The sequence below is a fragment of the uncultured Paracoccus sp. genome (genome assembly GCF_945915435.1).
Taxonomy (GTDB): domain Bacteria; phylum Pseudomonadota; class Alphaproteobacteria; order Rhodobacterales; family Rhodobacteraceae; genus Paracoccus.
Genome location: NZ_CAMEFG010000070.1, coordinates 1 through 11,879 on the forward strand (window position 1 = coordinate 1; position 11,879 = coordinate 11,879).

An 11,879-nucleotide genomic window follows, 5' to 3' on the forward strand; every position below is an offset into this window, starting at 1 on the left:
GCCACATGTCGCTGCTGCGCCGGGTCAGGTCCTGATAGGCGGGCATGCCCTTGCCGTTTTCCGTTCAGGCCAGCATCCGCGTATCGCCGCAGATCGAGATCGCCTGTCCCGAGATATAGCGCCCCTGCGGCGAGGCGAGATAGACCGCCTGCGCCGCGATGGCCTCGGCAGGGACGTATTCCTTGATCGAGGTATAGCGGAAGGCTTCCGCCTCGACCTCGGCGAAGCTGATGCTGCGCTGCTGCGCCTTGGATTCCAGCACCCGCCGCTGGCGGTCCCCGGCGACGAGGCCGGGCAGGATGGCGTTGACGCGGATGCCGCTGTCGCCCAACTCGATGGCCAGCGATTTCGTCAGCCCGATCACGCCCCATTTCGCGGCGGCATAGGGGGTGCGCAGGGCAAAGCCGACCCGCCCCGCGACCGAGGACAGGTTGACGATCGAGGGGTTGCCGCTTTCGCGCAGCGCGCCCACGGCGGCGGAAACGGTCAGGAACTGGCTGGTCAGCACGATGTCCAGCGTGCGCCGCCAGTCGGCGGAATCCACGTCCTCGATCCGCGCGGTCGGCCCGGCGATGCCTGCATTGTTGACCAGGCAGTCCAGCCCGCCCAGATGGGCGATGGAGTCGCGGATGAAACCCGTCAGCGCGGCCTCGTCGGCGACATCCACCTGTCGGGCGAAGACCCCTGCGGGCAGCGTGTCCAGCGCTGCCTTGTCGATGTCGCAGGTCGCGACCGTCATCCCGGCGTCGGTCATCGCGTCCACGATGGCGCGCCCGATGCCCGATGCGCCGGCGGTGACGATGGCGCGCTGGCCTTCAAGTTGGTGGGTCATGGTTGGCTGTCCCCTGCATGTGCCAGATGTTCCAGAATGATCTCGGCCGCCGTGGTGATGTCCAGCCGAATCGCCGCCGCCGCCGCCTCGCGGTCGCGCGCCCGCAATGCCTCGACCAGATGGGCGTGGGCGTCGATGGAATGGCTGGCGCGCTCGATGGCGTTATGCGGGCCGAGGTCCAGCGAGATCATCGGCCCCGCCCGCAGCCATGAGATCGCGATCAGCCGGTGCAGGCTGGGCGAGCGTGCCTCGTCGTAAAGGGTGAAATGCAGGCGGCGGTTCAGGATCAGCGCCTCGGCCCGATTGTTGGCGCTGAGTTCGCGGCTGAACTGCTCGTGCAATTCGCGGATGCGGTGGACGGCGGATTCGGGGATGCGGTCGGTCGCCAGCCGTGCCGCCTCGCATTCCAGCAAGACGCGGGTGCGGACCAGATCGCGCAGGTCGTCGGGCGTCATCGACGGCACCACCACCGCCTTGTTGCGCTGGATCGCCAGCGCGCCCTGCGCGATCAGCCGCCCGATGGCCTCGCGCACGGGCATGGTCGAGACGCCCAGATGCTCACCCAGTTCGCGGATCGAGGTGCGGCTGTCGGGCTTCAGCGTGCCGTCCAGAAGCATTTCCGCAATCGCATCATAAACCTGCCCGGTCAGGGACACGGTTTTCAGCGGTCGGCGCGGGCTGCTCAGTTCGGTCATTGACAAAAGCCCCATTTCGATTCCAGTATGATCTGTGATCACACTGATGGGGCCGGAAGTCAAGCCGGAGGAGGCAACCGCCCCGCAGTCTCATGGGAGGAAAAGACATGATCAGAACGATTGGCCGCCGACAGCTGCTGAAGACGGGAACGGCGGCGGGGCTTGTGACATTGGCCGCGCCGGGCCTGCTGCGCGCGCAAAGCGATCCGGTGGTGCTGGGCCACCTGACGCCGCGCACCGGCTTTCTGGGTCCGATGGGCGAATATGCGGTGATGGCCGTGGACCTTGCCGTCGAGGAAATCAACGCCGCCGGCGGCATCAACGGCCGCCCGCTGAACGTGGTGAAAGAGGATTCCGTCAACCCCCAGACCGCCACCACCAAGGCCGAGCGCATGGTCGAGCGCGGCGATCTGGCGATGATCATCGGCGAGATTTCATCGGCCTCGGCGCTGTCCATCGCGCAGGTGACGGCGCGGGCGAACAAGCTGTTCATCAACACCGGCGCGAACTCGGACACGCTGCGGGGCAGCGACTGCAAGCGCACCATGTTCCATACCGAGGCGCAGAACGTCATGTATGTGAACGCCGAGGGTGAATATTTCCTTCAGAACGACATGGTGAAGGACAAGAAGTGGTTCATCCTCAGTTCGGACTATGCCTTCGGGCACGACCTGCGCCACGGCGCGCTGGGATTCCTGGAACGCAACGGCGGGCAGGTCGTCGGCGATGAGCTGATTCCGACCGATGCGACGGATTTCTCATCCCACCTGCTCAACATCCGCAACACCCAGCCCGACCTGATCGTGATCAACCTTGCCGGCACCTCGGGCGCCAGCTTCATGAAGCAATATGGCGAGTTCGGGCTGGAGATCCCGCTGGGCGGCTTCGACTACAACAGTTCCATCGCATGGGCGACGGGTCCGCAGGATTTCAAGGGCACATGGCCCTGCATCTGGACGCACCAGATCGAGACCGACGCCTCGCAGGCCTTTGCGCAGGCGTTCCAGGCGAAATACGGGCGGCCCGCAGAAAACCAGGCCTATTCCGACTATATCGCCGTGCGCATCGCCGCCGAGGCCATCGCCAAGACCGGCGGCACCGATACCGATGCGCTGATCGAATTCCTGGAAGATCCGTCGAGCGAGTTCGACATCCTCAAGGAGCGCAAGGGCCGTTTCGACACCGCCACCCACCAGCTTCTGCAAGAGGTCTATGCCGTGACCGCCCTCGACCCGTCCGAGGTGCAGAACGAATGGGACATCTTCACCACCTCGGGGCCGCTGCCTGCCGCCGATGTCGGGCTGGAGGAACTGATCAAGGGCGCGGTCGGCGGCGAATGCACCTTCTGACCGGCGCATGACCCGCAAGGGCAGGGCGCGTCCGCGTGGCGCGCCCGCCCGTCTCGCATGATGTTGGGGATGCCTCATGACACTGATCTTTCTTTCGCAGCTTCTGAACGGGCTGCTCGACGGCTTCTATTACATGCTGATCGCGCTGGGCCTGTCGCTGATCTTTTCGCTTGGCGGGATCGTCAACCTCGCGCATGGGGCGTTCTTCACGCTGGGCGCCTATCTGGCGCTGGTGCTGACGCCGCATATCGGATTCTTCGGGGCGCTGGTCGCCGGTCCGCTGATCGCGGCGGGCGTCGCGATGGTGGTCGAGCGCACGCTGTTCACCCGCTTCTACCGCGAGGATCCGCTGTATTCGCTGCTGCTGACCTTCGCGCTTGCCATGATCATCGAGCAGAGCCTGCGCTGGTATTTCGGCGCCTCGCCCCGCGCCTATTCCATGCCGGGTGAGCTGCGCGGGCAGGTCTTCATGGGCGATTTCGTCTATTCGCGCTATCGCCTGTTCCTGATCGGTATCGCCATCGCGACGGTGGCGGCGGTCTGGGTGCTGCTGAACAGGACCGCCTTCGGGCGCATCGTGCGGGCGGGCATCCAGAACCCCGATATCCTGGGCACGCTGGGGATCTCGCTGCGGCCCTACCTGTCGGCGGTCGTGGCCATCGCCATCGCCATCGCCGCGCTTGCGGGCGTGCTGATGGCGCCCCTGCAACCCGTCCATCCGATGATGGGGGTCGAGGTCGGGACGGCGGCCTTCGTGGTCGTGGTCATCGGGGGCCTCGGGTCCTTTTGGGGCGTGGTCGTCGCCGCGCTGCTGGTCGGGCTGGTCAAGGGGCTGATGATCGGCATCGGCTATACGCAATATTCGATGCTGGCCATCTACCTGCTGATGTTCGTCGTGCTGTTCCTGCGCCCGCGCGGGCTGCTGGGCGAACGCATCACCCGCTTTGAATAGGTTTCAGATGACTTCTCAAAATTTCCTGGCGGTGAGAAACCTGCTGATCGTGGCGGTGGCGCTGGTGCTGCTGCCGGTCCTGCTGGGCCGGATCGGGCTGGGCGCGAATTCCGCGGTCGAGGTCGTGATCTTCGCGCTGGCCGCGATGGGGCTGAACGTGCTGGTGGGCTATACCGGCCTCGTGTCCTTTGGCCACGGCGTCTGGTTCGGGACGGCGGCCTATGTCGCGGGGCTGACCGCGCGGTCGATGGGCAATGCCAGCATGGCGGTGTCGCTGGTCGTCGCGGTCGTTGCCACCGCAGCGGTCGCGGCGGTGATCGGCTTTCTGGTGCTGCGGCGGCGGGGGGTCTATTTCTCGCTGATGACGCTGGCGCTGTCGGCGATGGGCTTTCAGCTTGCCTTCCGCTGGACCGACGTGACCGGGGGCGAGAACGGCCTTGGCGGGATCGAGCGTCCGGGGCTGCTGGACAACAACCTCAACTTCTATGTCTTTGTGGCGCTGCTGGCTTTCGCCGTGATCGCGCTGCTGCAAAGGGTGCTGGGATCGCCCTTCGGTTCGGTGCTTGAGGCGATCCGCGAAAACGACGGCCGCGCGCAGGCGCTTGGCTATGACGTGCGCAGCTACAAGCTGAAGGCGTTCATCCTGTCGGCCGCGATCACCGGGCTGGCGGGCGCGCTGCTGCTTTACAAGAACCGCATGACCTCGGCCGAGCCGATGTCGATCATCTTCTCGGGCGAGTTGCTGGCGATGGTGGTGATCGGGGGGATGCGCGGCTACCTGGGACCGGCGCTTGGGGCGCTGTTCTACATCCTCTTTCGCGAATACCTGTCGATGTATACGGAAAACTGGCTGTTCTGGTTCGGCCTGATCTTCCTTGGCTTCGTGATCTTTGCGCGGCAGGGCATGATCGGCATCGGCGCGCAGGTTCGCCGCCGCTTCTTCCCGGAACCGGAAACGGGCGCTGCGATGGCCGACCGCAGGACCGGCGACTATCCCTTGCCCCGCGTCATCGCGGAACGCGACGGGGGTGGCGGCGATGTGCTGGTGGCGGAAGGGATTTCCAAGAACTTCAACGCCATCAAGGCGGTGGACGACGTATCGCTGCGGGTCAGGGACCGCACGCTTCATGCGCTGCTTGGCCCCAACGGGGCGGGCAAGACCACGGCCTTCAACCTGCTGTCGGGGATGATCCCGACCAGCGCGGGCAGCGTCTCGTTCATGGGGCAGGATATTTCCGGCCAATCCGCCGACCGCATCGCCAATCTCGGGCTGGGGCGGTCTTTCCAGATCACCAACCTTTTCCCCGAACTGACGGTGCGCGAGAATATCCGCCTTGCCGTTCAGGCCCGCGACCCCAGCCGGGCCTGGATGCTGCGCTCGACCGCCAGCATCGCGCCGGTCCATGAAAAGGTGGCCGAGATGATCAACTGGGTCGGCCTTGCCGGGATGGAGAACGCGCGCGCCGGTTCCCTGTCCTATGGCGGGCAGCGGCTGCTGGACCTTGGCCTTGCACTGGCGACCGAGCCGCGCATCCTGCTGGCGGACGAACCCCTTGCGGGCCTGTCTGTGGCCGAACGCGAACGGGTCGGTCTGCTGATCAAGGACGTGTCGAAAAGCCTGCCCGTCCTGCTGGTCGAACATGACATCGACCGCGTGTTCGAACTGGCCGATCACGTCACCGTCATGGCCGACGGCAAGGTGCTGGTCGATGGCACGGTGGACGATGCCCGCAACTCGCGCGAGGTGCGCGACATCTATATCGGCTCGGGCACCAGCGAGGTTGCGGCATCGGCGCGGCAGGGCCAGTTCTCGGCGGAAAAGATCCTGCAACTGGACAAGGTGAACCTGCATTACGGAAAAAGCCACATCCTGCAAGACGTCAGCTTCGACCTGCACAAGGGTGAGATCCTTGCCCTGCTGGGTCGCAACGGCGCGGGGAAATCCTCGGTGCTGAAGGCGGTGACGGGGATCGTGGCGCCGTCCTCGGGTTCGGTCCGGCTGATGGAGCATGAGCTTGCGGGCCTGTCCAGCGCCCGGATCGCGCGGCTTGGCATCGGCTATGTGCCGCAGGGCAGGGGGCTTTTCGCCGGCATGACCGTGCGCGAGAACCTTGAACTGGGCCGCATCCGCCGCCAGACCGGCGAGGGCACGCATTGGTCGCTGGAGGAGATCCTCGAATACTTCCCCCGTCTGCGCGAGCGGCTGGATACCCCCGCCGACAGCATGTCGGGCGGCGAGCAGCAGATGGCCGCGGTCGCCCGTGCGCTGTCGGGCGATATCCGCGTGCTGCTGCTGGACGAGCCTTTCGAGGGGCTGGCGCCCGCCGTGGTCGAACAACTGTTCCGCACCTTCGACAAGCTGCGCGACCGGCTGTCGATCGTGATCGTGGACCACAACCTCGATCTGGCGCTGGCGCTGTCGGACCGCACCATCGTGCTTGAGCGTGGCCGCGTGCTGCATGAGATCGAATCCCGCCGCATCGCCGAGGATATCGAGCTGCGGCGTGAAATGCTGTGGATGTAGGGGGACGCATGTCGCATATCGCAATCGTCGGCGCGGGGCTGATCGGCCGCGCATGGGCCTTTGTCTTTGCCCGCGCCGGGTTTGACGTCCGGGTCTGGGACCACGACCCGCAGGTGCTGGAACGGCTGGACGGCGACATCGCCGCCATGATCGCGCAGACCGCGCCCTTCGGGCAGGCGGGCGCGGACCCCGACGCCACCGCCGCCCGCATCCGCGCCGTGCCGGACCTGGCCGGGGCGCTGGAGGGCGCGGAACTGGTGCAGGAAAGCGGCCCTGAGGTTCTGGCGATCAAGCGCGAGTTGTTCGCCCGGCTGGACGCGTTGGCGGGACCGGAGGTGGTCCTTGCGTCCAGCTCCTCGGCGCTGATGGCCTCGGCTTTCGCGGAAGGGCTGCCGGGGGCCGCGCGCTGCCTTGTCGGCCATCCGGTCAACCCGCCGCATCTGGTCCCGGTGGTGGAAATCGCCCCCGCTCCCTTCACCGATCCGGCGGTGACCGCCCGCGCCCGCGACATCTATGCCCGCGCCGGTCAGGTCCCCGTGGTCCTGAAGCGCGAGATCGACGGCTTCATCCTCAACCGCCTGCAAGCGGTGGTGCTGGCCGAAAGCCTGCGCCTGATCGAACAGGGCTATGTCGATGTGCAGGGCCTCGACGATACCATCCGCCACGGGCTTGGCCGCCGTTGGGCCTTCATGGGACCGATGGAGACGATCAACCTCAACGCGCCCGGCGGGGCGGGGGACTATCTGACCCGCTACGGGCAGATGATGGCCGATCTGGCCGAAACCGCTGCGCGCGAGGAAGCCTTCACGCCCGAGGCCGCCGCCACCCTTGGCGCGGCCTTCCCCGATACCGCGACCCCGCAGGCCGTCCGCGCCCGTCAGGGCTGGCGCGACAGCCGCCTTGCCGCACTGGCCCGCCATCTGGCCGACCAGCCGCAAGACTAGATTTCAGGAGCAAACCCATGAGCCTTCAGGGAAAAGTCATCATCACCTGCGCCGTGACGGGCGCGATCCACACGCCGTCCATGTCGCCCCACCTGCCGGTCTCGGCCTCGGAAATCAGCGACGCGGCCATCGGCGCGGCCGAGGCGGGGGCGGCGGTCATCCACCTGCACGCCCGTGCAGAGGACGACGGCCGCCCCGACCAGAGCGTCGAGGCCTTCAGCCCCATCCTCGGCGTCATCAAACAGGCGACGGATGCGGTCTTGAACATCACCACCGGCGGCGCGCCGACCATGAGCATCGCCGAGCGCATCCAGCCCGCGCAGCATTACCAGCCCGAGCTTGCCTCGCTGAACATGGGCACGATGAACTTCGGCCTGTTCCCGATGCTCAGCCGCTACGAATCCCAACTGAAACACCAGTGGGAACGGGATTATCTGGGCAACAAGGACATCATCTTCCGCAACACCTTCGGCGATGTCGAACATGTGATGACCACGCTTGGCGCGAACGGGACGCGGTTCGAGTTTGAATGCTACGACACCTCGCACCTTTACAACCTCAAGCATTTCCATGACCGCGGGCTGGTCAAGGGGCCGCTGTTCATCCAGACGGTGTTCGGTCTGATGGGCGGCATCGGCGCGCATCCCGACGACGTGCTGCACATGAAGCGCACGGCGGACCGGCTGTTTGGCGACAATTACCGCTGGTCGGTGCTGGGCGCGGGGCGCAATCAGTTGAACATTGCGGCCATGTCTGCCGCGATGGGCGGGCATATCCGCGTGGGGCTTGAGGACAACCTCTGGGCGGGCAAGGGCCGTCTGGCGGAAACCAACGCCCAGCAGGTCCGCGCCGCCCGCCAGATCGTCGAAGGGCTGGGCCTTGAGGTCGCGACCTCCGCCGAGGCGCGCGAATTGCTGGCGCTCAAGGGCGGCGATCAGGTCAATTTCTAGGGGGCTGCCATGACGATCACCTATCTGAAATCCGGCCGCAGCGATGCCGACCGCACCGAAGACGACCGCCAGACGCGCGAGACGGTCGAGGCCGCGTTGGCCGATATCGCCGCGCGCGGCGATGCCGCCGTGCGCGAGATGGCGGCGAAGTTCGACGGCTACACCCCCGACAGCTTCCGCCTGTCGCAGGACCAGATCGACGCGCTGATCGCGACCCTGACCCCGCGCGAGATCGAGGATATCCGCTTTGCGCAGGCGCAGGTGCGCGGCTTTGCGCAGATCCAGCGCGACTCGATGAAGGATGTCGAGGTCGAGACCCTGCCGGGCGTGATCCTTGGCCACAGGCACATCCCCGTGCAGGCTGTGGGCTGCTATGTTCCAGGCGGCAAGTTCCCGATGGTGGCCTCGGCGCATATGTCGATCCTGACCGCCTCGGTCGCGGGGGTGCCGCGCATCATCGGCGCGACGCCGCCCTTTCAGGGCAAGCCCAATGCCGCCGTGATCGCCGCCATGCATTTCGCGGGTGCGCATGAGATCTATGTGCTGGGCGGTATCCAGGCCATCGGTGCGATGGCGATCGGGACTGAGACCATCGCGCCGGTCGATATGCTGGTCGGTCCCGGCAACGCCTTCGTGGCCGAGGCCAAGCGGCAACTGTTCGGGCGCGTCGGCATCGACCTTTTCGCCGGCCCGACCGAGACGATGGTGATCGCCGACGACACCGTCGACGCCGAGCTTTGCGCGACCGACCTGCTGGGGCAGGCCGAACACGGCTACAACTCGCCCGCCGTGCTGGTCACGAATTCCCGCGCGCTGGCCGAGGGCACGCTGGCCGAGATCGACCGCCTGCTCGCCATCCTGCCGACCGCCGCCACCGCCGCCGCATCCTGGCGCGACTATGGCGAGGTGATCCTGTGCGACACGCATGACGAGATGTTGCAGGTCGCAAACGACATTGCCAGCGAGCATGTGCAGGTAATGACCGACCGCGACGACTGGTATCTGGACAATATGGTGAACTATGGCGCGCTGTTCCTTGGCCCGCGCACCCATGTCGCCAATGGCGACAAGGTGATCGGCACCAATCACACCCTGCCCACGCGCCGCGCGGGGCGCTATACCGGCGGGCTGTGGGTCGGCAAGTTCATCAAGACCCACACCTATCAGCGCGTCCTGACCGACGAGGCGGCGGCGGATATTGGCCGCTATTGCTCGCGCCTGTGCATGCTGGAAGGCTTCGTCGGCCATGCCGAGCAGGCCAATATCCGCGTCCGCCGTTACGGCGGCGACAATATCCCTTATGGCGAGGCTGCCCAATGACCCCGATCCCCGATTTCTCGCTGGCGGGCAAGCTCGCGCTGGTCACCGGCGCGGGCCGGGGCATCGGCCGCGCCATCGCCGAGGTCTATGCGCAGGCGGGCGCCGAGGTCGTCCTCTGCGCCCGCAGCGGGGCCGAGATCACTGATGTCGCCGAGGCGCTGGCGGCGCAGGGGCTAAGCGCCCGCGCCATCCCCTGCGACGTGACCGACGTGGCGGCATTCCGCGCGCTGGTCGAAGGGCTGGACCGGCTGGATATCTTCGTCAACAACGCGGGCACCAACCGCCCCCGCCCGCTGGTCGATGTCACCGAGGAAGACTTCGACACCATCGCGGGCCTGAACCTGCGCGCCGCCTTCTTCGCGCTGCAAAGCGTGGCGCGGCGCATGAGGGATCTGGGGCGGGGCGGGTCGATCATCAACATGTCCTCGCAGATGGGCCATATCGGCGCGGCGGACCGTTCCGTCTATTGCGCGACGAAATGGGGGATCGAGGGGCTGACCAAGGCCAGCGCCATCGAGCTTGCGCCCGCGGGCATCCGCGTGAACACGATCTGCCCGACCTTCATCGAGACGCCGCTGACCAGGCCCTATTTCGAAAACCCCGCCTTCCGCGACCATTGCCTGCGCATGATCAAGCTGGGCCGCGTCGGTCAGGTCGGCGACATCACCGGGGCGGCGCTTTATCTGGCGTCGGATGCGTCCGGCCTGATGACCGGCAGCGCGATGATGCTGGACGGCGGCTGGACCGCCGAATAAGGCGGCACCCCGATTGCGCGATGAATCCCGGTGGGGTGATCGGCAACTAAAACTTGTCGATTCACGATAAAACTTGGTTTTCCCGCGCCGCTTTGCCGGGCAGGATTGCCCAGGCGACAGCGGTGGAGGGCAGCAATGCGCAGTGGTGGGCAGCTTCTGGTGGAAAGCCTTGTCGGGCTTGGCGCGGCCAAGGGTTTCGGCGTTCCCGGCGAAAGCTATCTGGCGGTGCTGGACGCGCTGCACGATACGCAGGGCCAGCTTGATTTCGTGCTGTGCCGCAACGAAGGCGGCGCGGCTTTCATGGCTGCCGCCTGGGGCAAGCTGACCGGCCAGCCGGGGCTGTGTTTCGTGACGCGGGGGCCGGGCGTCACCAATGCCTCGATCGGGGTGCATACGGCGATGCAGGATTCCGCGCCGATGATCCTGTTCGTGGGCCAGGTCGGCACGGACATGAAGGGCCGCGAGGCATTTCAGGAAATCGACTATCGCGCCGTTTTCGGCACGATGGCGAAATGGGCGGTCGAGATCGACGACGTGGACCGTCTCCCCGAAATCCTCGCCCGCGCCTGGACCACGGCCACGACCGGGCGCCCCGGCCCGGTGGTGATCGCGCTGCCCGAGGACATGCTGACCCACCTGACCGACGCCGCGCCGCTGACCGGCCCGGCCCGCATCAGCGAACCCGCCCCCGCGCCCGATGCGGTGACCGAGGCGCTGGCCTTGCTGGTCGCCGCCGCGCGCCCGCTGATCCTGCTGGGTGGCTGCAACTGGACCGGGGCGGGGCAGGCGGCCTTGCAGGGCTTTGCCGAAGCCAGCGACATTCCGACCATCGCCGCCTTTCGTTATCAGGACCAGTTCGACAATTTCTCGCCCGTCTATGCGGGTGAGGCCGGGGTGGGCATGCCCGCCCATGTCAAGGGGCTGATCCGCAACGCCGATGTGATCCTTGCCGTCAATGTCCGCTTCGGCGAGATGACGACCGACGGCTATACGCTGCTGGATGTGCCGGTTCCGGCGCAAAGGCTGATCCATGTCCACGGCTCGGACCGCGAGATCGGCAAGATCTACCAGCCGACCCTTGGCATCCATGCAGGCCCCAACGCCTTCGCCGCCGCGCTGTCGCCGGTCAAGGGCGATTGGGCCGCCTGGCGCGCGGATGCCCGCAAGGCGTTCGACGACAGCTTCGACGCCCCCGCCCAGCCATCGCCCGTCGATATGGTCGCTGCTACCGCGCATCTGCGCGAGGTGCTGCCCGAAGACGCCATCCTGACCAACGGGGCGGGCAATTTCACCGTCTGGCCGAACAAATTCTACAAATACGGACCCAAGGCGCGGCTGCTTGCGCCGCAATCGGGGGCGATGGGTTACGGCGTCCCGGCGGCCATCGCGGCCAAGGTGGCCTTTCCCGACCGCACGGTGGTCTGTTTTGCGGGCGATGGCGATTTCCAGATGAATTGCCAGGAACTCGCCACCTCGATGCAGGCGGGCGCGCAGCCGATCATCCTGGTCCTGAACAACGGCATCTACGGCACGATCCGCGCCCATCAGGAACGCCACT

The 11,879-nt window shown here is 66.4% G+C and carries 10 protein-coding genes; 8 read left to right on the forward strand and 2 right to left on the reverse strand.

Going from position 1 to position 11,879, the window contains the following annotated elements; genetic code table 11:
• Positions 1 to 64 precede the first annotated feature (64 nt).
• Together Q0O97_RS16705 and Q0O97_RS16710 are read right to left on the reverse strand one after the other, a co-directional pair.
• The gene (locus Q0O97_RS16705; RefSeq protein WP_294932045.1) at positions 65 to 832 is read right to left on the reverse strand and encodes an SDR family oxidoreductase; all 768 of its coding nucleotides are present in this window, start codon (positions 830 to 832) and stop codon (positions 65 to 67) included.
• Positions 829 to 1,527 (reverse strand): GntR family transcriptional regulator, encoded by a 699-nt coding sequence (locus Q0O97_RS16710; protein WP_294932048.1) that lies wholly within the window; start codon positions 1,525 to 1,527, stop codon positions 829 to 831. The genes Q0O97_RS16705 and Q0O97_RS16710 overlap by 4 nt, the downstream gene beginning before the upstream one ends.
• A 107-nt stretch (positions 1,528 to 1,634) precedes the next feature.
• On the opposite strand from Q0O97_RS16710, the gene Q0O97_RS16715 reads away from it, so the two are divergent.
• From Q0O97_RS16715 to Q0O97_RS16750, 8 genes are all read left to right on the forward strand, one after another.
• On the forward strand, positions 1,635 to 2,876 hold the full coding sequence (locus tag Q0O97_RS16715) for an ABC transporter substrate-binding protein (RefSeq protein WP_294932051.1): 1,242 nt from the start codon (positions 1,635 to 1,637) through the stop codon (positions 2,874 to 2,876).
• 76 nt (positions 2,877 to 2,952) lie between these two features.
• Positions 2,953 to 3,828, forward strand: coding sequence for a branched-chain amino acid ABC transporter permease (locus Q0O97_RS16720; RefSeq protein ID WP_294932054.1), 876 nt, complete (start codon positions 2,953 to 2,955; stop codon positions 3,826 to 3,828).
• 7 nt (positions 3,829 to 3,835) lie between these two features.
• Entirely contained in the window at positions 3,836 to 6,352 is a 2,517-nt protein-coding gene (locus Q0O97_RS16725) for a branched-chain amino acid ABC transporter ATP-binding protein/permease (protein WP_294932057.1), read from the forward strand.
• Between the two features lie 8 nt (positions 6,353 to 6,360).
• Positions 6,361 to 7,296, forward strand: a complete 936-nt coding sequence (locus Q0O97_RS16730) for a 3-hydroxyacyl-CoA dehydrogenase (protein WP_294932060.1) — start codon at positions 6,361 to 6,363, stop codon at positions 7,294 to 7,296.
• A 17-nt stretch (positions 7,297 to 7,313) separates the two neighbouring features.
• A complete protein-coding gene (locus Q0O97_RS16735) occupies positions 7,314 to 8,246 on the forward strand; it encodes a 3-keto-5-aminohexanoate cleavage protein (protein WP_294932063.1) in 933 nt (310 codons plus the stop codon).
• A 9-nt stretch (positions 8,247 to 8,255) separates the two neighbouring features.
• Positions 8,256 to 9,566 (forward strand): histidinol dehydrogenase, encoded by a 1,311-nt coding sequence (gene hisD, locus Q0O97_RS16740; RefSeq protein WP_294932065.1) that lies wholly within the window; start codon positions 8,256 to 8,258, stop codon positions 9,564 to 9,566.
• Positions 9,563 to 10,321 (forward strand): SDR family NAD(P)-dependent oxidoreductase, encoded by a 759-nt coding sequence (locus tag Q0O97_RS16745; protein WP_294932068.1) that lies wholly within the window; start codon positions 9,563 to 9,565, stop codon positions 10,319 to 10,321. Before hisD ends, Q0O97_RS16745 begins: the two co-directional genes overlap by 4 nt.
• 135 nt (positions 10,322 to 10,456) lie before the next feature.
• The coding region (locus Q0O97_RS16750) for a thiamine pyrophosphate-binding protein (RefSeq protein WP_294932071.1) at positions 10,457 to 11,879 on the forward strand (1,423 nt) is incomplete at its 3' end.

What these genes read in the sequence shown, in the direction of transcription:
- Q0O97_RS16705 (WP_294932045.1), bottom strand. Translation starts at nt 832, where the DNA reads ATGACCCACCAACTTGAAGGCCAGCGCGCCATCGTCACCGCCGGCGCA.
- Q0O97_RS16710 (WP_294932048.1), bottom strand. Translation starts at nt 1,527, where the DNA reads ATGACCGAACTGAGCAGCCCGCGCCGACCGCTGAAAACCGTGTCCCTG.
- Q0O97_RS16725 (WP_294932057.1), top strand. Translation starts at nt 3,836, where the DNA reads ATGACTTCTCAAAATTTCCTGGCGGTGAGAAACCTGCTGATCGTGGCG.
- Q0O97_RS16735 (WP_294932063.1), top strand. Translation starts at nt 7,314, where the DNA reads ATGAGCCTTCAGGGAAAAGTCATCATCACCTGCGCCGTGACGGGCGCG.
- Q0O97_RS16745 (WP_294932068.1), top strand. Translation starts at nt 9,563, where the DNA reads ATGACCCCGATCCCCGATTTCTCGCTGGCGGGCAAGCTCGCGCTGGTC.
- hisD (WP_294932065.1), top strand. Translation starts at nt 8,256, where the DNA reads ATGACGATCACCTATCTGAAATCCGGCCGCAGCGATGCCGACCGCACC.
- Q0O97_RS16730 (WP_294932060.1), top strand. Translation starts at nt 6,361, where the DNA reads ATGTCGCATATCGCAATCGTCGGCGCGGGGCTGATCGGCCGCGCATGG.
- Q0O97_RS16720 (WP_294932054.1), top strand. Translation starts at nt 2,953, where the DNA reads ATGACACTGATCTTTCTTTCGCAGCTTCTGAACGGGCTGCTCGACGGC.
- Q0O97_RS16715 (WP_294932051.1), top strand. Translation starts at nt 1,635, where the DNA reads ATGATCAGAACGATTGGCCGCCGACAGCTGCTGAAGACGGGAACGGCG.